Origin of the sequence: Mobilicoccus pelagius NBRC 104925 (assembly GCF_000247995.1) — a bacterium.
Classification (GTDB): domain Bacteria; phylum Actinomycetota; class Actinomycetes; order Actinomycetales; family Dermatophilaceae; genus Mobilicoccus; species Mobilicoccus pelagius.
Map to the genome: position 1 here is coordinate 1 of NZ_BAFE01000009.1, position 24,975 is coordinate 24,975.

At 72.5% G+C, this 24,975-nt stretch carries 19 protein-coding genes and 1 riboswitch; of the genes, 12 read left to right on the plus strand and 7 right to left on the minus strand.

Going from position 1 to position 24,975, the window contains the following annotated elements; all coding sequences use genetic code 11:
* Positions 1 to 2,195, minus strand: a 2,195-nt coding sequence (locus tag MOPEL_RS17000) for an esterase-like activity of phytase family protein (protein WP_009481209.1), incomplete at its 3' end; no start/stop codon positions are given.
* 331 nt (positions 2,196 to 2,526) lie between these two features.
* Here MOPEL_RS17000 and MOPEL_RS02160 point away from each other — a divergent pair.
* The 10 genes from MOPEL_RS02160 to MOPEL_RS02205 all read left to right on the plus strand — a co-directional run bounded on the left by MOPEL_RS02160 (position 2,527) and on the right by MOPEL_RS02205 (position 11,608).
* Positions 2,527 to 2,940, plus strand: coding sequence for a DUF4233 domain-containing protein (locus MOPEL_RS02160; RefSeq protein WP_009481210.1), 414 nt, complete (start codon positions 2,527 to 2,529; stop codon positions 2,938 to 2,940).
* Between the two features lie 85 nt (positions 2,941 to 3,025).
* A complete protein-coding gene (locus tag MOPEL_RS02165; protein WP_009481211.1) occupies positions 3,026 to 4,039 on the plus strand; it encodes an ABC transporter ATP-binding protein in 1,014 nt (337 codons plus the stop codon).
* Positions 4,036 to 4,788, plus strand: a complete 753-nt coding sequence (locus MOPEL_RS02170; RefSeq protein WP_009481212.1) for an ABC transporter permease — start codon at positions 4,036 to 4,038, stop codon at positions 4,786 to 4,788. The genes MOPEL_RS02165 and MOPEL_RS02170 overlap by 4 nt, the downstream gene beginning before the upstream one ends.
* A complete protein-coding gene (locus MOPEL_RS02175; RefSeq protein ID WP_009481213.1) occupies positions 4,785 to 5,876 on the plus strand; it encodes a sensor histidine kinase in 1,092 nt (363 codons plus the stop codon). The genes MOPEL_RS02170 and MOPEL_RS02175 overlap by 4 nt, the downstream gene beginning before the upstream one ends.
* Entirely contained in the window at positions 5,873 to 6,508 is a 636-nt protein-coding gene (locus MOPEL_RS02180) for a response regulator transcription factor (protein WP_009481214.1), read from the plus strand. The genes MOPEL_RS02175 and MOPEL_RS02180 overlap by 4 nt, the downstream gene beginning before the upstream one ends.
* Positions 6,509 to 6,624: 116 nt before the next feature.
* Positions 6,625 to 7,044: a nucleoside-diphosphate kinase gene (ndk, locus tag MOPEL_RS02185; protein ID WP_009481215.1), complete on the plus strand. Its 420-nt coding sequence runs from the start codon at positions 6,625 to 6,627 to the stop codon at positions 7,042 to 7,044.
* Between the two features lie 115 nt (positions 7,045 to 7,159).
* The gene (locus tag MOPEL_RS18705) at positions 7,160 to 7,606 is read left to right on the plus strand and encodes a hypothetical protein (RefSeq protein ID WP_009481216.1); all 447 of its coding nucleotides are present in this window, start codon (positions 7,160 to 7,162) and stop codon (positions 7,604 to 7,606) included.
* Positions 7,607 to 7,611: 5 nt separating this feature from the next.
* Positions 7,612 to 8,835, plus strand: a complete 1,224-nt coding sequence (locus MOPEL_RS02195; RefSeq protein ID WP_009481217.1) for a cupin domain-containing protein — start codon at positions 7,612 to 7,614, stop codon at positions 8,833 to 8,835.
* A gap of 266 nt (positions 8,836 to 9,101) precedes the next feature.
* The gene (locus MOPEL_RS02200) at positions 9,102 to 10,553 is read left to right on the plus strand and encodes a hemolysin family protein (RefSeq protein WP_009481218.1); all 1,452 of its coding nucleotides are present in this window, start codon (positions 9,102 to 9,104) and stop codon (positions 10,551 to 10,553) included.
* Positions 10,550 to 11,608, plus strand: a complete 1,059-nt coding sequence (locus MOPEL_RS02205; RefSeq protein WP_009481219.1) for a CNNM domain-containing protein — start codon at positions 10,550 to 10,552, stop codon at positions 11,606 to 11,608. Before MOPEL_RS02200 ends, MOPEL_RS02205 begins: the two co-directional genes overlap by 4 nt.
* A gap of 163 nt (positions 11,609 to 11,771) precedes the next feature.
* Here the strand turns inward: MOPEL_RS02205 and MOPEL_RS02210 are convergent, their stop codons facing one another.
* The 5 genes from MOPEL_RS02210 to MOPEL_RS02230 form a co-directional block, all read right to left on the minus strand.
* Complete coding sequence (locus MOPEL_RS02210; RefSeq protein WP_009481220.1) at positions 11,772 to 12,773, minus strand: LutC/YkgG family protein; 1,002 nt, start codon at positions 12,771 to 12,773, stop codon at positions 11,772 to 11,774.
* Entirely contained in the window at positions 12,770 to 14,425 is a 1,656-nt protein-coding gene (locus MOPEL_RS02215) for a lactate utilization protein B (protein ID WP_009481221.1), read from the minus strand. The genes MOPEL_RS02210 and MOPEL_RS02215 overlap by 4 nt, the downstream gene beginning before the upstream one ends.
* Positions 14,422 to 15,198: a (Fe-S)-binding protein gene (locus MOPEL_RS02220; RefSeq protein WP_040632402.1), complete on the minus strand. Its 777-nt coding sequence runs from the start codon at positions 15,196 to 15,198 to the stop codon at positions 14,422 to 14,424. Before MOPEL_RS02220 ends, MOPEL_RS02215 begins: the two co-directional genes overlap by 4 nt.
* A 65-nt stretch (positions 15,199 to 15,263) precedes the next feature.
* Positions 15,264 to 16,985: an L-lactate permease gene (locus tag MOPEL_RS02225; protein ID WP_009481223.1), complete on the minus strand. Its 1,722-nt coding sequence runs from the start codon at positions 16,983 to 16,985 to the stop codon at positions 15,264 to 15,266.
* Between the two features lie 171 nt (positions 16,986 to 17,156).
* A complete protein-coding gene (locus MOPEL_RS02230) occupies positions 17,157 to 20,003 on the minus strand; it encodes an FAD-binding and (Fe-S)-binding domain-containing protein (RefSeq protein ID WP_009481224.1) in 2,847 nt (948 codons plus the stop codon).
* Positions 20,004 to 20,152: 149 nt separating this feature from the next.
* Between MOPEL_RS02230 and MOPEL_RS02235 the strand changes: the two genes are divergently transcribed.
* Entirely contained in the window at positions 20,153 to 20,896 is a 744-nt protein-coding gene (locus MOPEL_RS02235; RefSeq protein WP_009481225.1) for a FadR/GntR family transcriptional regulator, read from the plus strand.
* A gap of 150 nt (positions 20,897 to 21,046) precedes the next feature.
* Here the strand turns inward: MOPEL_RS02235 and MOPEL_RS02240 are convergent, their stop codons facing one another.
* Positions 21,047 to 23,491, minus strand: coding sequence for a molybdopterin-dependent oxidoreductase (locus tag MOPEL_RS02240; RefSeq protein ID WP_040632450.1), 2,445 nt, complete (start codon positions 23,489 to 23,491; stop codon positions 21,047 to 21,049).
* Positions 23,492 to 23,541: 50 nt separating this feature from the next.
* Positions 23,542 to 23,724: riboswitch (cobalamin riboswitch) on the plus strand.
* Between the two features lie 64 nt (positions 23,725 to 23,788).
* Between MOPEL_RS02240 and MOPEL_RS02245 the strand changes: the two genes are divergently transcribed.
* On the plus strand, positions 23,789 to 24,832 hold the full coding sequence (locus MOPEL_RS02245) for an ABC transporter substrate-binding protein (protein WP_009481227.1): 1,044 nt from the start codon (positions 23,789 to 23,791) through the stop codon (positions 24,830 to 24,832).
* Positions 24,833 to 24,975 lie beyond the last annotated feature (143 nt).

The window sequence follows — 24,975 nt, forward strand, 5'->3', positions numbered from 1 at the left end:
CGGGGGTCGACGCGCACCTCGAGCCAGTTGGTGTTGTTGTCGGAGCCGTCGACGGTGATGCGGGTGAGGTCGTCGGCGGCGCCCTTCACGCCGTAGAACGTCAGCCAGCGGGAGCCGGCGGCCAGGGGCTCGTCGACGTGGAACACGTGGCTGTCACCGTCGAGGAGGTAGACGCGGCCGTCGAAGTCGTTCGTCTCGTCGACGAGCTTCTGCACCAGCGGCGCGAACGCCTGGTTCGTGCCCGGCTTCGGCTCGTAGGTGGGGTCGAACATGTCGGCCTGCATCGCAATGGCGACGGCGCGGTCCTTCTTCGCCCGGGCCGTCGCGAAGGTCTGCTCGACGAGGTCGATCGAGGCGGCCATGCGGGCCTGCTCCTCGGCGAGCTGCGCCGAGGTGGCCTCCTTCTCACCCGTCCACGGCAGACGGCCGTTGTCGCTGCCGACGACGTGGATCGCCGCGGCCGAGACGCCCGGGTAGCGGAACGACACGTTCTCGGGGAACCCGCGGGAGGCCTGCGAGGCGATCGGCGCGGGACGGCCGTTCGTCACACCGGGCGTCGCGAAGAACGTCGACCGGATCTTCCCGAGACGTTCGAGGGGGTTGTAGCCACCGTTGTTCGTGCGGTGGCAGTCGGTCCACTCGTTGTCGCCGGGGGTGTAGACGAGCGGCATCCGCAGCCGGTCGAACTGCGACTTCACCCACGAGGAGTACTCGTCGCTGCACACGGTCGAGCCGTTCTTGATGTCCCCGAGGTGCATCGCGGCGACGGGCTTGGCCGCGTTGAGGTCGTCGATCATCCCCGGGAACGCGGCGACCTGCTTCTCGCCGTAGGGCACGTCACCGATGACGGCGAGGCGCTGCGCGGCCTTGGAGGGGCGGGCCGCGCCGTAGGGGACGAACGAGCCGAACAGGCGCGGGTCGGCGTGGAGGCTGCGGGGGAGGCGGATCTCGATGTACTCGTTCTGGTCGGCGACGCCCTTCCCGCGGCCGCCGGTGGCCGGGTAGTTGTTGTCGTTCATCACGGCGATCGTGTGGTCGTCGACGAGCTCGACGTCCTCGATGGTGAAGAACGGGAACGTGAACGTCGTGTCGCCCGAGAGCTTCTGGGGGTCGGCGAGGTTCATGAGGTCGGCCACGAGCGTCTTGGCGACGACGCCGCCGGGCTTGATGCCGCGGATGTCGGCGAGGTAGATGCGCTTGAACGCGGCCTCGTTGCCCTGCTTGCTGTCGCGCTCGATGACGAGGAACCGGTGCGCATCGACCGCGATCATGTCGCCGATCGCGTTGTCGGGGGATTCCATGCGGTAACGCCACGACGTGCCGGTGAACCGGGCGCCGCCCTTGCGCAGGGAGACCTGGAACATCCGCAGGTCCGCGGCGTGCCCGGCAGCCTTGTCCGCGGCGGTCGCGCCCTCGAGCATCGGGTAGAGGGTGCGGCCGTCGGGGGAGATCGCCATGCCCTCGAAACCCTTGGAGTCGGGGATCGCGGGCTTCTCGCCCGCGGTGAGGGTCGGGTTCGACGGCGACTTGACGCCCGGGGTCGGCACCGGCGGAGCGAGGAGGCGACCCTGCTGGTCGGTGTGGAGGAGGTAGGGGCCGAACTCCTCACCGAACCAGAACGTGCCGTCGGGCGCGACCTGCATCGACTCGATGTCGAAGTCCGCGCCGGTGAGCTTTCGGTCGGCGGTCGGGCACGTGTAGCCCTTCGGGAGGGTCGCGGCGGCCTCGCATCCGCCGTCACGCCAGAGGCGCCACGGCACGTATCCGTGCGGGTCCGACAGGGTGAACACGGTGTTGAGGTAGCTCGTCGCGCCCGGCTTGCCGTCCTTGGCCGCTCCCGGGCGGATGCGGTGCACCGAGAGGAGCGCGTCGGGGCTGTTCGCCTTCGCGCCGAACCCGTTGTCGCTCATGACGAGGTAGCTGCCGTCACCGAGCCGGTGCGTCGCCGAGAAGCCCTGGACCGGCTGGCCCGTGAACGGGGCCTTGGCCGCGGCATCACCGGTGAGGAAGTGGCCCGAGGTCTCGCTGCCGGGGGGGAACGTGTCGGCCGGGAGGACGGAGTACGCGGCGAGGGTCGCCCGCGAGGCGGGCGCCGGGGCGGGCGAGGGGGTGGCGGCGGCGGGCAGGAGCGTCGTTCCGGTGGTGGCCGCCGCGAGGAACGTGGCGGCGGTGAGGCGGAGGGGGCGGGCGATCACGGGGACTCCACGGTGTCGGGGTTCGGTCGGGCACACGCCGGGAGGGACGCGTCGATGTGCTTGGGGCACAGGCGAGTCGACCACCTGCGAGGGAGCAGTGGGTGAGGCGTGGGTGAGGTGCAGATGACGGGGGCGTGACGTCTCGCCACGGGCCGCGCCGCCTCGACGCTGCAGACCTCACCGGAGGGACGGACCCCGGGGCGTCGCGCAGAGGCCGTCCACGTCCGAGGGAGGAGCGCCCGGGAACACCGCCGGCGGCATCCGGGAGGATCGACGGCGCCGGGGCGGTCGGCGCCCGAGAGGGCCGGAGGGCTCGCCTAGGATGACGCGCATGTCTTCTCGTCTCCCCGTCGTCGGCGTGCCCGGGTCCATGCAGCGGCGTCTGGGGGCGGTCACGCTCGTCGGTGAGTCCCCGGTGTTGCTCTTCGGGGCGTTGGCGCTGTGGGGTCTCGCGTCGGCGCACGGCGACCCCAACGCCCGCATCGTCCTGTGGCTGGGGATCGCGACGACCGTCCTCGCCGTCGTCGCCGCCGCGACGATGCGCCGCCCGTTCGGCGTCACCCTGGGGTGGCTCGTCCAGCTCCTCACTCTCGTCGCCGCCTTCGTCGACCCGTTCGTCCTCGTCGTCGTCGCCGTGTTCCTCCCCATGTGGGTGTGGTCCCTGTGGCACGGCGCCAAGATGGACGCCCTCACCCGCGACTACGAACGCCGCGCAGCCCAGGACACGGCGAGTTCCACCCACTGATCCCCGCCCGGTCGTGACAGGTGTCATGGCCGGGTCGTGACATCTCCCGCATCCGCGAATCCACGCAGATCACGACGCTGGAGGCATGACCACCTCACTCCTCACCGGACCTGCTGCGGTCGACCTGCGGGAGGTCCGCAAGACCTTCGGCACCAGCGACCGCACGGTCGTCGCCGTCGACGGCCTCGACCTGCGCATCGACCCCGGCGAGGTCGTCGCCGTCCTCGGCCCCAACGGCGCGGGCAAGACGACGACCCTCGACATGGTGCTCGGCCTCACCTCGCCGTCCTCCGGCACCGTGCGCACGTTCGGGCAGGACCCACGGGCGTCGGTCGCCGCAGGTCGCGTGTCGGCCGTACTGCAGAGCGGCGGCCTGCTCGACGACCTCACGGTGGGGGAGACGGTACGGCTCGTCGCCTCGCTGTACGGCTCCCGCGAGATCGCCTCGCGCGCCCACGTCGGGCAGGTCATGGACCGCGCGGGCATCACGCACCTCGCGCGGCGGCGCGTCTCCAAATGCTCCGGTGGTGAGCAGCAGCGCCTGCGGTTCGCCCTCGCGCTGCTGCCCGAACCCGACCTCCTCGTCCTCGACGAACCCACCGCCGGGATGGACGTGAGCGCCCGGCAGGAGTTCTGGGCCGCCATGCACGCCGACGCCGACGGCGGACGCACCGTCGTTTTCGCCACCCACTACCTGCACGAGGCGGAGGAGTTCGCCCGGCGGGTCGTCCTCGTCGACGGAGGACGTGTCGTCGCCGACGGAACGACCGCCGAGCTCCGGGCACGATCGTCGGCCCGCACCGTGAGTGCGGATCTCGCGCCCGATACCGAGACCGACGCACGGGCCACCCTCCACGCGCTCAGCGGTGTCCAGGCGGTACAGGTCAGCGGTGTCGAACCCACCGGGCAGCGGATCACCGTGCGCTGCACCGACTCCGACGCTGTCGCCCGCGCCCTCCTTCACCTCGGTGCTCACGACCTCGAGATCGCCCGTGCCTCCCTCGACCAGACCTTCCTCGACCTCACCCACCGCGCCACCGACGCGACTGCCAGAGACACCACCACCGACATTACCCCCGAGATGGAGCCGACCCGATGACCACCTATTACCGCTACGAGGTCCTGCGGGAACTCCGCGAGCCCGTGGGATTGCTCTTCACGCTCGGTCTGCCCGCCTTCATGTACCTCGTGTTCGGTGCGGCCCAGGCGTACGGGCAGCAGGACATCGGGCACGGCAACGTCGCCGCCCACGTCATGATCTCGATGGCGGTCTACGGCGCGATGACCGCGACGACGACCATCGGTGCCGCCGCCGCCCTCGAGAAGCAGTTCGGGTGGGGACGGCAACTCGGTCTCACGCCGCTGCGCGACTCCGGATTCGTGATCGTCAAGGTGGCCCTCGCCGTGACGATGGCGCTCGTCGCCGTCGCCGCCGTCTACGTACTCGGCGCGGCGACGGGGGCCCACGCCGAGGTGCACGTGTGGGTGCTCTCGGCCCTCGGCTGCGTCGCCGGCGCACTGGTGTTCGCGCTCTACGGCCTCACCTTCGGCCTCGGCATGCGCTCGCGGAGTGCCGTCGGTGTCGCGAGTGGCACCCTCGTACTCCTCGCCTTCCTCGGCGGGTTGTTCACCCCGCTGTCGGGGACGATGCTCCAGCTCTCCCGTTTCACCCCCGTCTACGGCGCGGCCGCGCTCGCCCGCGCGCCCCTCACCGAGGGCGCCGTGATGACCGCCGACGGGCTCGTCACCGACCCGACGTGGTGGGCCGTCGTTAATCTGGCCGCATGGCTCACGGTGCTCTCGACGCTCTCCGTCGTGTTCGTGCGCCGGGGGCGGAACCGGCAGTGAGCGCCGAAGGAGACGCGCGACCGCGCAACCCGTGGGTCTTCTTCGGATGGCTCATGTCGGGGGTATGGCTCGGGTTCCTCGTGTTCCCGGCGATGGCCGTGTGGGCCTCGCCGTACGGCCTGGGGCTCCGGGTGGCCGGGATGCTCGCGCTCCTCGCGTTCGCGGGGGTGTTCGTGTACGGGTGCGGGGCGTGCTGGTCGGAGTCCGCCTCCGCGCGACGGCCCCTGGCGCACTGGCTGTTCGCCGTCCTGTTGGTGCTCACCGCGGCCCTCGTCCCGTTCGTCGGGATCGGGGTCCTCGCCCTGGCGCCGTTCCTCGTCTCGTTCCTCGCCTTCACCTGGCCCGTTCGCATGGGGCTCCTCGCCGCGGGCGTGGTCTGGGTCGCGGTGGCGTGCACGGCGTGGATCGGGCACGCGGGCGAGGACTGGGGGAACCTGTTCGTCATCCTCGGCATCGTCTCCGTGTCCTCCTTCGCCACCCGGATCGCCAACACCCGTGGGCTCGAGTACGACCGCGCCATGGACGCCCTGCGACTGGCTGACGAGCGCGAGCGGGTGGCCCGTGACGTCCACGACGTTCTCGGGCACTCGCTCACCGTCGTGGCGGTCAAGGCCGAACTCGCCGAGCGACTGCTGGAGGTCGACGTCGATCGGGCCCGAAACGAACTCGCCGAGATCCGTGCGCTCACGAGGACCGCGCTCGCGGAGGTGCGGGAGACCGTGGGTGGGCTGCGCGTCGCGGCGCTCGCCGACGAGATCGACTCCGCCCGAACGGCTCTCGGTGGGGCTGGCATCCGGGCCGACCTCCCCCACGACCTCTCCGTCGTCGATCCACGCCACCGCACCGTCCTCGCCTGGGTGTTGCGGGAGGCCGTGACGAACGTCGTCCGCCACTCCGGCGCGCGGGCGTGCCGCGTGTCCCTCGGTGAGAGGACGCTCGTCGTCGAGGACGACGGCCGCGGACTGCGGGGGCGCCGGGAGGGCAACGGCATCCGCGGACTGCGCGAGCGGGTCGAGGGCGTCGGCGGGCACGTCGACGTCGGACCGGGGGAGCGCGGCGTGGGCACGCGGGTCGAGGTGACGCTGTGACCGCCGCGCCCGGAGACGGGACGACGCCGATCCGGTTGCTCCTCGCCGACGACCAGGCGATGGTCCGCGGCGCCCTGGCGGCGCTCCTCGACCTCGAGACCGACCTCCGCGTCGTCGGTCAGGTCGGCCGCGGTGACGAGGTACTCGACGCCGTCCGGGAGGTGCGTCCCGACGTGTGTCTGCTCGACATCGAGATGCCCGGCCTCGACGGCATCGAGGTCGCCGCCCTCCTCGCCCAGGAGGCTCCCGAGGTCCGTACGATGATCGTCACGACCTTCGGACGTCCCGGATACGTGCGTCGCGCGCTCGACGCCGGTGCCTCGGGGTTCCTCGTCAAGGACGCGCCCGCGACCGAGCTCGCCGACGCCGTCCGTCGCATCCACGCGGGGTTGCGGGTCGTGGACCCGGCGCTCGCGACCGAATCGTTGTTCGGTGGCGACTCCCCGCTCACCGCGCGGGAGTGCGACGTGCTCCGGTTCGCGCTCACGGGTCGCCGCGCGCCTGCGATCGCGGCCGAGCTCTTCCTCTCACCGGGCACCGTGCGCAACCACCTCTCCTCCGCCATCGCGAAGACGGGCACCGACACCGCCGTCGCCGCCGCTCGTGAGGCCCGGCGGTGCGGATGGATCTGAGGCCGGTGGTCCCCGTACCCGGGAGCCACCGGCCGGGACACCGTGAGTATCCCTGCAACACAGGGGGACACCTCGCTCCCTCGGCGGTCCTCGGGGGGTCTAGTTAGGGTGGGGACATGACCGAACGCTCTCTCGTCCTCGTCAAGCCCGACGGCTACGCCCGCGGCCTCACCGGTGAGGTCCTCCGCCGCATCGAGGCGAAGGGGTACACCCTCGCCGCGCTCAAGGTCCTCACCCCCGGCCGCGACCTGCTCATGCAGCACTACGCCGAGCACGAGGGCAAGCCGTTCTTCGAGCCGCTCGTCGAGTTCATGGGCTCCGGCCCCGTCACCGCCGCCGTCATCGAGGGCGAGCGCTGCATCGAGGGCTTCCGCTCCCTCGCCGGCGCCACCGACCCCACGACCGCAGGGCCCGGCACGATCCGCGGCGACCTCAGCCGCGACTGGGGCGAGAAGGTCCAGAAGAACATCGTCCACGGCTCCGACTCGACCGAGAGCGCCGAGCGCGAGATCGGCCTCTGGTTCCCCGAACTCTGAGCCGGCGCACCGACACCGACGGCCTCCCAGCGACATCCCCTCGTGTAGACCGGGACGATCCCGGGTACACGAGGGACAGCACGATCACCGACCACCCCGACGAAGGGACACGATGATGAGCGACACGACGACCAACCCCATGGGTGACGGCGGCGCGGACGGCGGTGCCGACTCCGGCGCCGGTGCCCCCGTGACCGGCCCTCTCGCGGGCAACCCCGCCCAGCACGGCCCCGCCGACGGCGGCGCCGACACGGGTGCCGGTGCCGACACCGGCGCGGGCGCCGACGGTGGCGCGGACGGTGGCGCCGACTCCGGCGCCGACACGGGCGCAGGCGCCGACACGGGCGCGGGTGCCGACGGTGGCGCTGACGGCGGTGCCGACGGTGGTGCCGATGGTGGCGCGGACGGTGGCGCCGATGGCGGTGCCGATGGCGGTGCCGATGGCGGTGCCGATGGTGGCGCGGACGGTGGTGCCGACGGTGGCGCGCACGGCAGCGCCGACGGTGGCGCCAACCCCACCGGCGACGGTGGCGCGGACTCCGGTGCGGGCGTCCCGGCCTGATCCGCATGACCACAACTGATCGCGACGGGCGGGCGGGTGCTTCGGCACTCGCCCGCCTCGTCGGTTCCGACCTCGATGCGTTCCGTGCGGCCTGGGGGAGGAGCCAGTGGCTCCACCACGGCCCCGGCTACGCCGATCTGCTCGACCCGCCCGCCATCGACGAACTCCTCTCGACGCGAGGTCTGCGCACCCCGTTCCTCCGCGTCGCGAAGAACGGCCGACCGTTCCCCGAGCGGACGTTCACGAGTGGGGGAGGCGTCGGCGCCGCCGTCGCCGACCAACTCGACGACGCCCGCCTCGCCGCCCTGTTCGCCGACGGCGCGACGATCGTCCTCCAGGGCCTCCACCGCACGTGGGCGCCGATCGCCGAGTTCGTCCGCGACCTCGCCGCCGACCTCGGCCACCCCGTGCAGGCCAACGCCTACATCACCCCGCCGCAGTCGCAGGGGTTCTCGGCCCACTACGACGTCCACGACGTGTTCGTGCTCCAGCTCTCCGGCGAGAAGCGGTGGGTCATCCACGAGCCGGTGCTGCAGTGGCCGATGAGAGACGAGCCGTGGGAGACCGGTGGTCGTCGCGACCTCGTCGCCCGCGCCGCCGAGGGCGAACCCGCACTCGACGTCGTCCTGCGTCCCGGCGACTGCCTCTACCTGCCGCGCGGTTACCTCCACGCCGCGACGGCCCTCGGCGGGGTGAGCGCGCACCTCACGCTCGGTGTCCACACGTGGACCCGTCATCACCTCGCGACCGACGTCATGCGTCAGGCCCTCGCCCGGGCCGGCGACCTCCGGGCGCCGCTCGCCTCAGGCGTCGACGTCGGCGACCCCGCCGCGATCGCCGAGGACGCCGCCGCCGTGCGCGCCGCGCTCGTCGCCGCGATCGACGAGATCTCCGACGCCGACCTCGCCGCCGCCCTGACCCGCCGCGCCGACGACTCCGGGCGTCCCGCGCCGGTCTCGCCCCTCGCGCAGGCCGCCGCCGCGCGCGCCGCCGACGACGACACCGTCGTGCGGCTCCGCCGTCACCTGCGCCTCCGGAGGTACGACGGGGACGGCACGACCCGCCTCGTCGGACGGGGTGTCGACGTCGTGCTCGACCCGGCCCCGCGTGCCGAGCTGCTCGACGTCCTCCTCGACGGAGACGACCACCGCGTCGCCGACCTCCCCGGGGACGGGGTGACCGAACTCGTCCGGCGTCTCCTCACCGTCTCGGTCCTCGTCCCCGCCTGACGGACCCGCCTCGTCGGCGTCATCGGCCCCGCATCCCGTCCGGGCTTCGGGGCCGACGCGTTCCCGGCCCACGGCCGACGGGGAACACGGGCACTCGCGGCCACGTTGGCACGGTGGCGGCAGAGGCTGCGATCCTGTCGTCGGCGTCCCCGAGCCCGAAAGGCCCTCATGCTTCCCCAGCCCGATCCCGACGAGCCGAGCTGCAGACCTGCCGGCGCCACCCCGCCGGCCGACACGTGCCTCGTCGTACGCGGCGGTGACGGCGCGTGAGCCCGGTCCTGTCCCTCCTCGTCGGGATCCTCGTCGTCCTCGTCATCACGGCGGCCACGGGGTACTTCGTCGCGCAGGAGTTCGCCTACATGGGCGTCGACCGCTCCCGGCTCGCGAGCCAGGCCGCCGCCGGTGACGCCGCCGCCGAACGCACCCTCGCGATCACGAAGCGGACGTCGTTCCTCCTCTCCGGGGCGCAGCTCGGCATCACCGTCACCGGCCTCCTCGTCGGCTACGTCGCGGAGCCGCTCATCGGCCAGGCCCTCACGGCGCTCACGGGTGACGCCCTCGGGACGGGTGCGGCCGTCGCCCTCGGTGGCATCGTCGCGCTCGGGTTCTCGACGATCGTGCAAATGCTCTTCGGCGAACTCGTCCCCAAGAACTACGCCCTCGCCCGCGCCGACGTCGTCTCCCGGTGGCTGTCGCGGTCGACGCGGATCTATCTCACCGTGCTCGGCCCGGTCGTCTGGGTATTCGACAAGGCGGCCGAGGGCTTCCTCCGCCTCCTCGGCATCGAGCCCGTCCACGACGTCGAGCACGCCGCGAGCGCCCAGGACCTCGAGGCCGTCGTCGCCGAGTCCCGCGCGAGCGGCGACCTCTCGCCCGAGCTCTCGATGCTCCTCGACCGCATCCTCGACTTCCCCCAGCGCACCGTCGAGCACGCGATGATCCCGCGCTCTCGCGTCGACGTCCTCCGCGACACGACGACGATCGCCGAGGCCCGCGCCGAGATGGCCGCGGGCAACACGCGCTATCCCGTCCTCGACGAGGAGGAGGCGATCGTCGGGGTCGTCGACCTCGTCCACGTCCTCTCCCACCCGGCCGACTCGGCCCGCACCGTCGCCGAGATCGCCCGGCCTCCGCTCATCCTCACCCCGTTCATGTCGCTGCCCGACGCCCTCCACCGCCTCCAGGAGGGGCGCGAGCGGTTGGGGTGCGTCATCGACGAGTACGGCGGTTTCGGCGGCATCCTCACGATCGAGGACCTCGCCGAGGAGGTCGTCGGTGAGATCACCGACGAGCACGACCCGGAGGAGCGCCAGTACGAGCCCCTCCCCGACGACGGCGTCTGGGTGATGGCCGGTGACGTCCACGTCGACGAGGTCGAACGTGCCCTCGACATCGACCTCCCCGAGGGTGACTACGAGACCGTCTCGGGCCTCGTCCTCCACACCCACGGTGGCCTGCCGCAGGAGGGCGAGACCGTCTCGGTCGAACTGCCCATGGATCCGGCGGACCTCGTCCTCGACGAGGAGCCCGAGCCGCGTCACCTCCACGTCGAGGTGCTCGAGGTCGACACGTACGTGCCCTCCCGCGTCCGACTCACGCTCGACCATCCCGCAGGCGGGAGCACCCCCGTGACGCCGCCAGCCGCGGACCGGGCCGAGAGCGGCGGCGCCACCGCGGCCGACGCCACCGATCTCCCGTCCGAGGAGGAAGGGCGATGAGCGGCCTCACCGTCGTCCTCGTGACGGTCGTCCTCATCGTCGCGAGCGCGTTCTTCGTCGCGATCGAGTTCTCCCTCATGGCCGCCAAGCGGCACCGCCTCGAGGGCCTCGCGACGACCTCCCGGGCCGCACGCGCGGCGCTCCGCAACTCCTCCGAGCTCACCCTGCTCCTCGCCGGGTCGCAGCTCGGCATCACGCTGTGCACGTTGGCGCTCGGTGCCGTGACGAAACCGGCCGTCCACCACGCCCTCACGCCGCTGCTCGAGGTGGCGGGGATGCCGCGGTCCGTCGCCGACGTCGCGGCGTTCGTCCTCGCCCTCCTCATCGTCACGTTCCTCCACCTCGTCGTCGGCGAGATGGCGCCGAAGTCGTGGGCGATCGCCCACCCGGAACGGTCGGCGGTGCTCCTGTCCCTGCCGATGCGGGGGTTCATGTTCCTCGTCCGCCCTGTCCTCCGCGCGCTCAACCACTCGGCGAACGCCCTCGTCCGACGCCTCGGCGCGACGCCGGTCGACGAACTCGCGAGCGGACAGGATCCTGCCGGGCTGCGTCAGCTCGTCGAGCACTCCGCCAACGTCGGCGCCCTCGACGCGGCGTTCCGATCCTCGATCGAACGCGCGCTCGACCTGCGGGAACTCACGGTCGCCGACCTCGTGCGGCCGACGGCCTCGATGACGAGCGTCCCCGCCGGGGCGACCATGGCAGCCGTGCAGGACGCGACGCGCCGCACCGGCCACCTCCGCGTGCTCCTCCGGGAACGGGGACGCATGGTCGGGGTCGTCCACGTCCGTGACACCCTCGAGGCCGACCCGCGCGCCAAGGCCGACACCGTCGCGCAACCGGTGTTCGAGCTCGAGGCGGGCATGCCGCTGTACGAGGCGATGGCGCTCATGCGCGAACAGCGCAAGCAACTCGCTGTCGTCCGGCAGGGTGCGCGGCAGATCGGCGTCGTCACCCTCTCCGACATCCTCCCCGGCCTCCTGCCTCCCGCGACCGAGAACGGGGCCGCGAAGGGCTCGGAGGGCAGGACCGGCAGCACCGCCGGAACCGTCTGACCGATCCGGTCACCGGCCGTCCCCGTCCCCGCCTCCGTCGGCGCCGTCGCGTCACACCGGCGGGACGACGTGCCGCGTCGCACCTGTGCCACGGTTCGAGCCGTCCGTACACGACGACGCCGGTGCCGGGAGATCTCCGGCACCGGCGTCGTTCGGTGAGGCGTCAGCTCGCGGCGATGAACCCCGCGGCGCGAGCGCGCTCGGCGTCGGCGAACCACACGTCCGGCTCGACGGAGCTCACGCCCTGGGCGGGGTCCCCGTACGTGCCGGTGCTCTTCCATGCGGGCACGGGGTGTCCGAGCGGCATCGCGTGGTCGGGTAGCGGACGGGCCGACCCGGGACCGTATCCGCCGTCGGCGACCTGGTCGAGCGTCGACACCCGACGCTGCCGGGCCTCCGGCGACCGGTCGTCCCTCGTGGCGGGGGTGGTCACGTCGACGACGACGGGAGCGACGGCCTCGCCCGCGTCGTCGGCGAGGACGACGACGAGGGTCCGCGGACCGTGGACGCCCTCGACGCGGGAGAGCTCGATGTCGCTCGTCGCCGATCCACCCGAGATCCACGTGAGCGGCAGGCGCTCCTCGTGCACCGACGGGGCAAGTCTGGCGACGGCTTCGGGGACGTCGGAGACGACCTGGTCGGCGCGGATGACGCACACGTGGAGGTCGGGCACGAGGGTAAGGGCGCGACGACCCTGGTCGGGCCGGTGGTCGAGCATGATCGTGCCCGATTCCGCGGCGCCGACGCAGCAGGCGGTGACGACGGCGTCCGTCTCGTTGAGCTGCCCACGCGTGAGGTGCGGCTCGTCCTCGCGGACGTCGAACCCTCCGGACGCGACGGCGTCGCGCCACGCCGGGTCGAGCCCGGCGGGAAGGACGACGGACTGCGCGCCGTGCTCGTGGAGTGCCTCGGCGATCCGCGCGGGGATCTCCCCGGTGTGGCAGCGCACGACACGGGCCTTGTAGTCCTCGACCCGTTCGACGAAGAGGTCGAGGACGCCCTCGGTGCGGGTCGGCCGGCCGTATTCCCACGGCACGGGCACGTCCTCCTCGGGCGGCAGGTCGGGGATGTCGACGAGGGCGGTGCGGATGCGGCCGAGGATCTCGTCCTTGGCGCTGCCGCGGCGCGCTGCCCCGTCACGGGTGGGCATGGTGGGGGTGCTCACTTCTCGTCGCCTCCTCGCGTCCGGCTCCACCAGGAGCGGAACGACTCCGTGGGCGGGACGGGGACGTCCCGCGCGTTGGTCCACTTCGACAACGGCCACGGCATCGGACCGATGTGATCGGCACGTCCGAGCAACCGGCCCGAGAGGCCGGCGCCCTTGGTCGCGGTCTCCCAGCGGCGGCTGTCGGCCATCATCCAGGCGGCGGCCGTCATCGCGGCGGGCTCGCCGTGGGTGAGGAACGGGCGCGCCTTGCCCGTCCGGCCCTCGACCTTCTTCGTCTCGACGACCTTGTTGCGCATGTAGACGAGGAGGTCGGGGATGGGGATCCGCACGGGGCAGACGTCGAAGCACGCACCGCAGAGCGAACTCGCGAACGGCAGCGACTTGTCGACGGCCGAGCCGGTGCCCCGCAGCTGCGGGGTGAGGATCGAGCCGATCGGGCCGGGGTACACCGAGCCGTAGGCGTGGCCGCCGACCTTCTCGTAGACGGGGCACACGTTGAGGCAGGCCGTACAGCGGATGCAGCGGAGCGCGTCGCGACCCTGACGGTCGGCGAGCACGTGCGTGCGGCCGTTGTCGAGGAGGACGACGTGCGTCTTCTCCGGCCCGTCGCCGTCCTTTCCGCCGGGGCCCGTCCACAGCGTGTTGTACGGGTTCATGCGCTCTGCGGTGCTCGAGCGGGGCAGGAGCTGGAGGAACACCTCGAGGTCGTCGAACGTCGGCAGCACCTTCTCGATGCCGATGACGCTGATGAGGGTCTGCGGCAGCGTGAGACACATGCGGCCGTTGCCCTCGGACTCGACGACGACGAGCGTGCCCGTCTCGGCGACGGCGAAGTTGGCGCCCGAGATGCCGACCTTCGCGCGGAGGAACTTCTCGCGGAGGTGCAGGCGCGCCGCGGCGGCGAGGTTCTTCGGCTCGGAGTCGAGGTCCTCGGGGGCCGGGCGGCCGTAGTTGCCCATCTCCCCGAGGAAGATCTCGCGGACCTCCGCGCGGTTGCGGTGGATCGCGGGGACGAGGAAGTGGCTCGGGCGGTCGTGACCGAGCTGGACGATGATCTCGGCGAGGTCGGTCTCCCAGGCGGCGATGCCCTCGGCCTCGAGGGCCTCGTTCATGTCGATCTCCTGGGTGACCATCGACTTCACCTTGACGACCTCGTCGCCCGCGATGCCGGTGCCGTCGTAGTCGACGTCCTCGTCGGCGAGGGCCTCCTTGACGAGGCGGGTGATGATCTCGTTGGCCTCGGCGGCGTCGCGAGCCCAGTGGACGACGGTGCCCGCCTTCGTGAGGTTCTCCTCGAGCTGCAGCAGGTAGGAGTCGAGGTGGCGCAGAGTGCGGTTCTTGATCGCCTCTCCCGCGAGACGCAACTCCTCCCAGTTGTCGAGCTCGGAGACCACCCGCTCACGCTTGGTGCGGATCGTCGTCATCGCGTGGTGGAGGTTGCCACGCTGCACCGGGTTCGCCATCTCGCGGCGGGCCCCGGTGGGGAACGGCGGGGAGTCGATGAGTTCGGTGGGGGGCGGTGCCGGCGTGTGCCGGTCGGCGCCCTCGTAGCGGGGGGCGGGGCGTCCGGCGACGGGGATGGTCGACCCGAGGAAGGTCGTCCTCCCGGGGGAGCCGAACGGGCCGCGGGGCGTGGTCTCGGTGGTCACAGCGTCTCTCCTTCGCGATCGGCCTCGGTACCGGCGAGGACTTCGGCGAGGTGGATGGGCCTGACGCCGCCCTTCTGGCGGTTGGTCACACCCGAGATGTTGAGAAGGCAGAGGTTGTCACCGGCGACGAGGTATTCGGCGCCGGTGTCCATGACGTGTCGGGCCTTGTCGCCCGCCATCGCCGTCGACACGTCGGGGTTCTTCATCGCGAACGTGCCGCCGAAGCCGCAGCAGCGCTCGGCGTCCTCGAGGGGGAGGATCGTGATGCCCTTGACGGCCTGGAGGAGTCGCATCGGCTTGTCGCCGACGTGCGCGATGCGAATCGAGTGGCACGTCGGGTGGTAGGTGACCTTGTGGGGGAAGTAGGCGCCCACGTCGACGACTCCCAGGACGTCGACGAGGAACTCGCTGATGTCGTAGGTGCGTCGGGCGACGGCGGCGGCGTCACGGGCGAGTCCGTGGTCACCGGCGTTCTCGGCGAGCATCTCGTGCTGGTGCCGCACCGCGCCGACGCAGGAGCCCGACGGGCCGACGATGTAGTCGTACGGCTCGAAGGTCTGGACGTAGTTGCGGACGACGGGGACGGACTCCTCGAAGTACCCCGTGTTCGCGAACGGCTGTCCGCAGCAGGTCTGCTCGCGGGGGAAGACGACGGTGCAGCCGAGACGCTCCAGGAGCGTGACGACCGCCTTCGGCGTCTGGGGGAACATCACGTCGCTCGCGCAGGTGGCGAACAGGGCGACGCGCTTGCCGTCGCCCGGCCGTGTCGTCATGGGGCGGACCTCCTCGTCGGTGCCGGTGGGGGCGCTGGGGCTGATGGGGGAAGTGGGGAAGGCGGTCATGGGAGCAACCATCCGAGGACGGGGGTGGACATGAGCCCCGCGATGAGGCACATGAAGAACAACAACAGGATGCTGTAGCCGAAGACCTTGCGGAGGATGACCGACTCGGCTCCTGCGATGCCGATGGCCGAGGCGGCCACGGCGAGGGACTGCGGCGAGATCATCTTGCCGACGACGCCACCGGCGGCACCGGCGCCGACGAGCAGCTCCTTGTGGCCGATCTGGTCGCCGACCCCGGCCTGCAGGCCGGAGAACAGGATGTTCGCGCTCGTGTCGGAGCCCGTGACGTATGTGCCGATCCAGCCGAGGATCGGGGCGAAGAACGGGTAGGCCGCGCCGACCCCGGCGATGAACAGGCCGAGCGCGAGGGTCTGGCCCGAGTCGCCCATGACGAACGCGAGGGCGACGACGGAGCCGATCGTGAGGGCCGTGTACTTGAGCTTGACGGCGTTCTTCCACAGCTCGCCGAAGAGCGTGCCCATCGGCACCTTGTAGATGAGGCCGACGGCGATCGCGACGAACGCGAGGAGCGTGCCGGGGCTGGAGAGCCACGTGAGCGTGTACGCGCGGTGGCCAGCGGGGGCGCCGGCAGCGTTGTCGAGGTCCGACAGGCCCGGCCAGGCGAACTTGAGGTCGGTGGAGGCGAGGGCCTCCTTGACGGCGGGGATCGCCGCGATCGAGAACACGGCGATGACGAGCACGTACGGCACGAGCGCCATGAGGATCCGACGTCCGTCGAGGTGGTCCGTCCGGAGTTCGGTGCCGGTCGCGGCCGGTGCGGTCTTCTGCGCGGTGGCGGTGGCGGCGCCGCCCTGGGCGTCGGCACGGCCACGGAGGTGGGCCTCCTCGACCTCGGGGACGAGGGCCTGACCGACGCGCGGACGTGCCTCCTCGCCGCCCTTGGGGTGCCACACGCGGAGGAAGGCGATGACGGCGACGACGGTGATGACGGCGGCGAACACCTCGGTGAGGTTGTAGAGGCTCGTGCCGGAGACGACCCACTTGGTGATGCCGAAGATCGCCCCGATGAACAACCCGATCGGCCAGCACTGCGCGACGCCCCGTTTGCCGTCGATGACGTAGAGGAGCAGGAGCGGGACGACGACCGAGAGGAGCGCACAGATGCGTCCGGCGACGGGGGAGACCGCGAGGACGGGCAGGTCGGCGGTCTTGGCGGCCATGAGGATCGGCAGGCCGACGGCGCCGAACGCGACCGGGACGGTGTTGGCGAGGAGCGCGGTGATCGCGGCGCGGATCGGGGAGAACCCGATGGCGACGAGCATGACCGTGACGATGGCGACGGGGGCGCCGAACCCGGCGAGCGCCTCGAGGAGGCCACCGAAGCAGAACGCGATGATGAGGCCGAGGACGCGGGGGTCGTCGGTGATGAGGTAGAAGGTCGCCCGCAGGTCGTCGAACCGGCCGCTGACGACGGTGACCTGGTACATCCAGATCGCGCAGAGCAGGATCCACACGATGGGGAACAGGCCGTAGACGAACCCGTGTGCGGAGAGGGAGAGCGCGGTCGTCAGGGGCATCGCGTAGACGGCGACGGCGATGACGAGCGCGACGGCCCACGACGTGAGTCCGGCGATGTGGGCCTTCCACCGCAGACCGCCGAGCGTCACGAGCATGACGAGGATGGGGAGGGTCGCCACGAGGGCGGAGAGCCATTGGCGCCCGAGGGGATCGGTGACGGGCTGGTATGCGGGGATCATCGGCACAACTCCGGGCAGACGATGGGGGGACAGGCCCGACTGAATGGTCAGACCATTGGGGTCAACGTAAGGCCGGGGGTCTCGGAGGTCAAGGGTCCTAGGGGCCGGATCCGACACCCGCCGTGCGGGGTTGCGGAGTGCAGCGGGCCCAGTGCCCGCCGCACCCGAAGGTCAGACGAGGGCGTCGGCGAGCGCCTCGAGGACGTGGTGATAGGTGTGCCCGGTGGCGCGACTCATGCCGAGTTCGCACGTGCGGTTGCTCGACAGGTAGAGGTCGTAGGTGCGGTGGTCCACCTCCTCCGCCTCCCGGGCCGTGGCCCCGGCGGTGAGTTCGGGGTGGAGCATGCCGCGGTCGCCCGCGAACCCGCAGCAGCCGGACTCGACGGGGACGACGACCTCGTCGGCCACGGCCTCCGCGATGGCGCGCAGCGCGGGGATGTCGTCCACGTGCCGGTCCGAGCACGTCGGGTGGAGGACCGCCGACCGGACCGTGCGGCGCACGGTGAGGCGGGGAAGGACGTGCTCGGCGACGAATCGGGTGGCGTCCATGATCTGCAGACCGGCGACGCGTTCGGCGAGGGCGTACTCACCGGCGGCGTCGAGGTCGGCCGGCAGGGCGTGGAGACCGTGGGTGCAGGAGGAGGCGTCCATGACGACGGGCACCCGCCCGTCCTCGCTCGCCTCGAGGAGCGCCCGGGCGGTGCGGACCGCCATCTGTCCGAGGCCCTCGGTGAGTCCCTTGCTGCGCCAGACGGTTCCGCAGCACAGCCCGTCCATGTCCTTGGGCAGTCGCACGGTGATGCCCGCGCGGTCGCAGACGGCGAGGAACGCCTGGGCAGCGCCGGGGGAGTCGCCTTCCGGGGCGAAGAGTTCGCCGATGCACGAGGGGAGGAGGACGACGTCGCCCGGCTCCTGTCGCGCGTTCGTGCGTCGGGACAGGCCGGGTCCGGGCAGGTCGTCGCCGACGAGTGGCACGAGGTCGGGGGAGAGCACAGCGCGGGCGGTGGCGGTGATGCGTTCGAGGAGGGTGCCCGGCACGTGGTCGGCGACGCCGACCCCCACGCGCAGGCCCGTGAGCGTCGGACCCCAGTTGTCGGCGAGGGCGGCGCCGACCCGCTGGACGGCCGGGGTCTGGGCGTCCTTGCGGAACCCCTTCATGACGATGCCGGTGTCGATGCCGACGGGGCAGGCCGGCTGGCAGAGGGAATCGGCCGCGCACGTCTGCACCGCCATGTAGTCGAAGTCCTTCGCGATGGCGTCGGCCTCGTCCTCGCGCCCGGCGGCGCGGTGGGCGGCCATCTCGCGCATGAGGACGATGCGCTGGCGGGGCGTGGTCGTCACGTCGCGGCTCGGGCACACGGGCTCGCAGTAGCCGCACTCGACGCAGCGGTCGACGGCCTCGTCCACGGGCGTCGGGGCCTTGAGCGCCCGCAGGTGGGCGCGCTCGTCGTCGGTGATGACGACGCCGGGGTTGAGCGTGTTCGTCGGGTCGAGCAGCCGCTTGACCTCGCGCATGACGGCGTACAGCTCGCTGCCGAACTGCCGCTCGACGAACGGTGCCATGACGCGTCCGGTGCCGTGCTCGGCCTTGAGCGAGCCGTCGGCGGCGAGGACGAGGTCGACGAGGTCGTCGCTGAACGCGCCCAGGGTCTCGACCTGGGCGGGGTCGCGCAGGTCGGGATTGATCATGAAGTGCAGGTTGGCGTCCTTGGCGTGGCCGAACACGACGGCCTCGTCGTAGCCGTGGCGGGCGCAGATCTCGCCCAGGTCGCGGACGGCCTGGGTGAGCGCCGGCATGGGCACGACGATGTCCTCGAGCAGGGCGGTGGAGCCGGCGCGGCGGGCGCCGGCGACCGCGGTGTAGAGGCCCTTGCGGACGGCCCACGCCTGGGCGCGCGGCACGGGGTCGGCCGAGAACCGGGTGGGGATGGCCAGGTCGGTGAGCAGCCCGTCGTGGCGAAGCCCGTCGAGCACGCCCTCCAATCGGTGGACGTGCTCGTCCAGCTCGCCCGCCTCGGCGGCGCGGGCCTCGACGAGGAGGGCCGTGTGGTCACGCACCTCGAGCCCGGTGAGGGCGTCGACGGGGGTGGGGAAGTGCTGGGCGACGCGCAGCGAGGCGGCGTCCATGAGCTCGGCCGTCTCGGCGCCGGCGCCGACCAGGTCGGGCAGTGCGGCGGTCGCGGTCTCGATGCCCTCGAACACGAGCAGCGCGGTCGAGATGTGCTGGTGCACGGGCACGGTGCGGAACGTCACCGACGAGATGAACCCGAGCGTGCCCTCGGAGCCGACGAGCAGGTGGGCGAGGATCTGCACGGGCTCGTCGAAGTCGAGGAAGCTGTTGACGCCGTAGCCCATCGTGTTCTTCATCGAGTACTGGTGCTCGATGCGGCGCACGGAGTCCGGGTTGCCGCGCACGCGGTCGCGCAGGCGGGCCAGCCCCTCCCATACCTCGGGCTCGGCGGCCTTGAGCCGCGCGTCGGCGTCGGGAAGGGCGGTGTCGATCACCGTGCCGCTCAGCAGCACGGCCTCGAGGCAGTCGAGCGTGCGGTACGTGTTGCGGGTCGTGCCGCAGGCCATGCCGGAGGAGTTGTCGGCGACGACGCCGCCGATGGTGCAGGCCGCCTCGCTCGCCGGGTCCGGGCCGAGCGCGCGCCCGTACGGGGCGAGGTGGGCGTTGACGGTGCGGACGGTCGCGCCGGGGCGGCAGCGCACGCGGGCGCCGTCGTCGAGCACCTCGACGTCGCGGAATCCGCGGCGGGTGTCGATGAGCACGCCGTCGGTGACGGCCTGGCCCGACAGCGACGTGCCGCCCGACCGGAACGTCACCGGCACGCCGTGGCGGGACGCGATCGCGAGGGTGCGGGCCACGTCGGGGGTGTCCCGCGCGACGACGAACGCCTGGGGGTGGAGCAGCACGTGGGAGGCGTCGTGCGCCGCCCGGGCCAGGTCGACGGGCCGGTCGCTCACCGCCGTCCCCTCGAGTGCCGTCCGCAGATCGGTGAGCAGCGCCGTGGACATCCGTTCCTCCTCGGGTCGGTGGGGGCCATCATCCTCCTCCTCGGGCGGATCCGGGGCCGGGGGGACCGTCGGTCCCCGACGTCGGAGGGTGCCTCTGCCGATCCGAGGTGTGGCCGCGGGGCGGGGCGGCGGGTGCCAGACTGTGCCCCATGTCCGAGAACCCGCCCGTCACCGCAGCGTCGGACCGCGGTGGCGAGCGGCCCCGCGCCTACGACGCCGTCATCGCCGCCGTCGAGGAGCAGATCGTCGCCGGGCAGCTTCGCGTCGGCGACCGGTTGCCGGGCGAACGCGACCTCGCCGCCCGACTGGGCGTGAGTCGTGCCGCCGTCCGCGAGGCGCTGCGGATGCTCCAGGCGCTCGGAGTCGTCCGCGCCGGGGTGGGCGTCGGCCCCGACGGGGGGACCGCCCTCGTCTCGATGCCGAGCGAATCGCTCACGTTGTTCCTCCGCCTCCACGTCGCCCTCGCGAACTTCCCCACCGACGACGTCATCGAGGCCCGCGTCATGCTCGAACGGTGGAGCGTCGGGCTCGCCGCACGCCACGCGACGCAGGCCGACCTCGACGCGCTCGCCGGGTTCCTCGCCGGCATGGAGGAGCCGGACGTCTCCCGCGAGAGGTTCAACGACCTCGACATCGCGTTCCACCTCGCCCTCGCCGAGGCGGGCGGCAACCGCCTCGTCACCGACATGACGACCGCGATCCGTGCCTCGATGAAGGCGCCGATCCTCGCGTCGTTCCACGCGACGCCCGCCTGGGACGAGCTCGTCGACGGACTGCGGGCGGGCCACCGGCGCGTCCACGACGCCGTCGTCGCCCGCGACGCCGAGGCGGCCGCCGACGCCGTCGAGGAGCACGTGCGGTACGCCTACTCCGCGCTCTCCTGGACGAACTGACACCGCCGCGTCGCTGCGACGTCCTCGACGGGCGACCACGTCACACACCCTTCACCGGGTCGATCACGTCGACGCGGTCACGTCGCCCCTCCGCCCCGGCCGCCCGGGGTGGCGGCGCGCAGCAGGGCGCCCACATCCCGGCGGGAGGCCTCAGCGCTCCGTCGGGGGTACGTGCGCGAGGACGTCGGGGACGGGCCCGTCCCAGCGGGCGATCTCGACGAGGACGTGTTGCCCCGTGCACGCCTGCGCGAGCGCCGAGGTGCCCACGTCGGCGGTGAGGACGTTGGGGTTGCCGTGGACGCACGTGCCCGGCGGCAGACCCGCCTCCCCGGCCTCCGGACCGTGGCGTCGCGGGTCGTAGGGGTCGAACCAGGCACCGGTCGAGAGCTGCGCCACCCCCGGGCGCACGTCCGCCGACAGGACGGCCCCGGCGAGGCACGCGCCCCGGTCGTTGCGGACGAGGACGACGTCACCGTCGCCGATGCCCCGGGCCGCCGCGTCGGCGGGGTTCAGCCGGATCGGCTCGCGCCCGGCGACCTTGGACGCCGCCGACGTCGCACCGTCGTCGAGTTGCGAGTGCAGCCGGGAGGCAGGCTGATTCGCGACGAGGAGGACCGGGAACGCCGCCGTGCGCTCACCGCCGAGCCACTCCTCCGGTTCGAGCCACGTGGGTCGTCCAGGGCAGTCGGGGAGGTCGAAGGAGGCGATGGTCGCGCTCGCGAGCTCGATGCGGCCCGACGGCGTCGCGAGCCGGTGCCGCTCGGGGTCGGCGCGGAACCGGGAGAACGAGACGATCGGTCCGCTGCGGGGGAGGTCGAGGCCCTCCCCGGCCCAGAACTCCGCGAACGGCGGCAGCTCGGGCGCCTCGACGCCGGGCGGGAGGATGCGCCGGTGGGCGAGGTCGTCGCGGAACCCCTCGTAGAGGTGCTCGATCCATCCGGAGACGTCACGCCCCTCGGTGAACCGCTCCTCGAGCCCGAGTCGGGCGGCGATCGCCGCGTAGATCTCGTAGTCGTCCCGCGCCTCGGCGTACCGGTGCGTCACGGCCCGCATCGGCGTGAGGCGTGCCCCCGAGCGGGCACCGCCGAGGTCGTCCCGCTCGAGGGAGGTCGTCGAGGGCAGGACGACGTCGGCGTGCCGCGCCGTCGCCGTCCAGTACGGGTCGGACACGACGACGGTGTCGGGCCGCGTGAACGCCTCGCGCAACCGGCCGAGGTCCTGGTGGTGGTGGAAGGGGTTGCCGCCGGCCCACCACACCATCCGGATGTCGGGGTACGTGAACCGCCCACCGTCGTAGGAGAACTCCGCGCCCGGGTGGAGGAGGAGGTCGGAGACCCGCGCGACGGGGGCGAACTCGCGGACGGGGTTGCGTCCCTGCGGCAGGGAGGGGTAGCGGAACGCGGTGGGGGAGCAGCCGGGCTTGTTCATCGAGCCGTACCCGCTCTCGAATCCGCCTCCTTGCAGGCCGATCTGGCCAAGGTGGGCTGCGAGGGCGAGGCCCGCCCAGATCGGCTGCTCCCCGTGGCGCGCTCGCTGGAGCGACCACGTCACCGTGACGAGGGTGCGACGCGCGGCGGCCTCGCGGGCGAGGTCGGCGATGTCGGCCGCGGGGATGCCGGTGAGGCGTTCGGCCCAGGCGGGGTCGCGTCGGACGCCGTCGGCGCGGCCGAGGACGTAGGCGGCGACCTCGTCGGCCCCGACGCAGTGGGTGGTGAGGAACTCCCGGTCGGCGAGGCCCTCGGTGAGGAGGACGTGGATCATCGCGAGCATGAGCGCGACGTCGGTGCCGGGGGAGATCGGCCACCACGTGACGTCCCCACGTGGCCGGTCGGCGGACCCCGTTGCTGGGCGGGCGGAGTCGCCGACGAGACCGTGCGGGGCGGTGACCCCGTAGCCGTCACCGACGCGGGGGAGGTCGTCGCGCAGGGGACTCACGGAGACGAGGCGTGCGCCCCGCGCCCGGAGCCCGTCGAGCGCGGACGGCGTGGGGTGGTCGCCGGAGCCGCCCGAGTCGATGCCGGTGTTCTTGACGGGCACGCCGCCGAACGCGATGAGGAGCTCGGTGTGCTCGGCGACGACGTCCCACGTCGACGCGGTCTGGGTGAGGACGGCCTCGTCGGCGAGGACGCGCGGCAGGATCACCTCGGAGGCGCCGGTGGAGTAGGAGTTGACGCTGCGGGTGTATCCGCCGACGACGTTGAGAAAGCGGTGGAGCTGGCTCTGCGCGTGGTGGAAGCGGCCGGCGCTCGACCACCCGTAGGAGCCGCCGTAGATCGCCTGCGCGCCGTGGACGGCGTGGACGCGGCGCAGGTCGGCGGCGAGGCGATCGAGGACCTCGTCCCACGGCGGGGTGACCCAGTCCTTTGGCCCGGACGTGCGGCCGCGTCGGGGATCGGGCCCGGGGCCGTCCTCCCACCACGCCCGCCGGACGGTCGGCCGCGCCACGCGCGAGCGACGCGTCACCGATCCCGGCACGTTGCCGAGGAGCGGTGAGGGGGCGGCGTCCTCGCGCCACGGCGTCACCGACCCGACGTCCCGCCCGTCGTCCGTGACGTGCGGGGTGAACACGCCCCAGTGGGCGACGTGGGAGGTCATGGGGACCAGGGTGCCACCGCGGCGTCGCATTCCCTGCTCACCGGGAGCAAGTGCTTGGTAGGGTCGCCGGTGCCAGTCGCCCTCACGGGCCAGGGAACCCGGTGGAACTCCGGGACTGACGCGCAGCGGTGAGGCGGACGGGCGGGGCACGAGGCCACTGGGAGCACTCCTGGGAAGGCGCCCCGACCCGGATGACGCCGAGTCCGAAGACCTGCTGGTGGTCGCCCGCGCACGTGCGGGCGGATCGACGTGCGGGCCCCGCGTTCCGGGTCCTCCGATCCTCGCGAGGTGATTCCCGTGCATGCCCACGTCCGTCCTACCCCCCTGCGCTCCGCCGCTCGCGTCGCCGCGGTCGTGTCGGCGCTGACGCTGCTCGTCGGATGCGCGGGCGCGCCGCAGGCCCCCTCCGACGGGGCGGCGGCCACCACGCCGGGTGCGTCTGCGTCGTCCGCGTCGTTCACGCCCGTCGACCTCGACGACTGCGGCGACAAGGTCACCGTCGAGGAGCCGCCGTCGAAGCTCGTCACGCTCAACCAGGGCGCCACCGAGGTCGCGCTCGCCCTCGGACTCGCGGACCGGATGGTCGGCACCGCCTACCTCGACGACGCCGTCGCGCCCCGGTACGCGGAGGCCTACGACTCCGTGCCGGTGCTTGCCGAGAAGTACCCGACGAAGGAGAAATTGCTCGCGACGGCACCGGACTTCGCCTACGCCGCCTACGCGAGCGCCTTCACCGACAAGGGGATCGGCACCCGCGCCGAGCTGTCCGGCGAGGGTGTCGGCACCTACCTCAGCCCGTTCGGCTGCCCCGAGGGCACGACGAAGGCCGACCCGACGTTCGAGAGCGGCTGGTGGGAGATCACCGAGGTGGCGTCGATCTTCGGCGTGCAGGACCGGGCGGAGAAGGTCGTCGCCGACCAGCGCACTCAGCTCGCCGAGATCACGAAGGCCAGGACCGGCGACGACCGCAGCATCTTCTGGTACGACTCCGGTGACAAGACCCCGTTCGTCGGGGCCGGTGGGGGCGGGCCCCAGCTCGTCGTCGACGCCGTCGGCGCCACGAACGTGTTCGGCGACATCAAGGACCCCGGCTGGGCCGACGGTTCGTGGGAGAAGGTGATCGCCGCCGACCCCGACGTCATCGTCCTCGCCGACGCGAGTTGGGACACCGCGAAGAAGAAGCGGGCCCACCTCGAGTCCGACCCGACGCTGAGCAAGCTCACGGCGGTGAAGGCGAAGCGGTTCGTCGTCGTGCCGTTCAGCGAGTCGACGCCGGGGGTACGCCTCGTCGACGGCGCCAAGCGCCTGTCCGACGAGCTCGCCGCCCTGCCCGCCTCGTGAGGAGCCCGGCGGCCGACCCGAACCCCACCGGCCCGCCGCGCCCCGTCGCCTCCCGAGCCGCCCCACTCCCTCCGTCCGCGGGGGCCGTGAGCCCGGGGTCGCTCCCGGCATCACCGCCTACCCCGGCCGACCCGAGCGCGGCC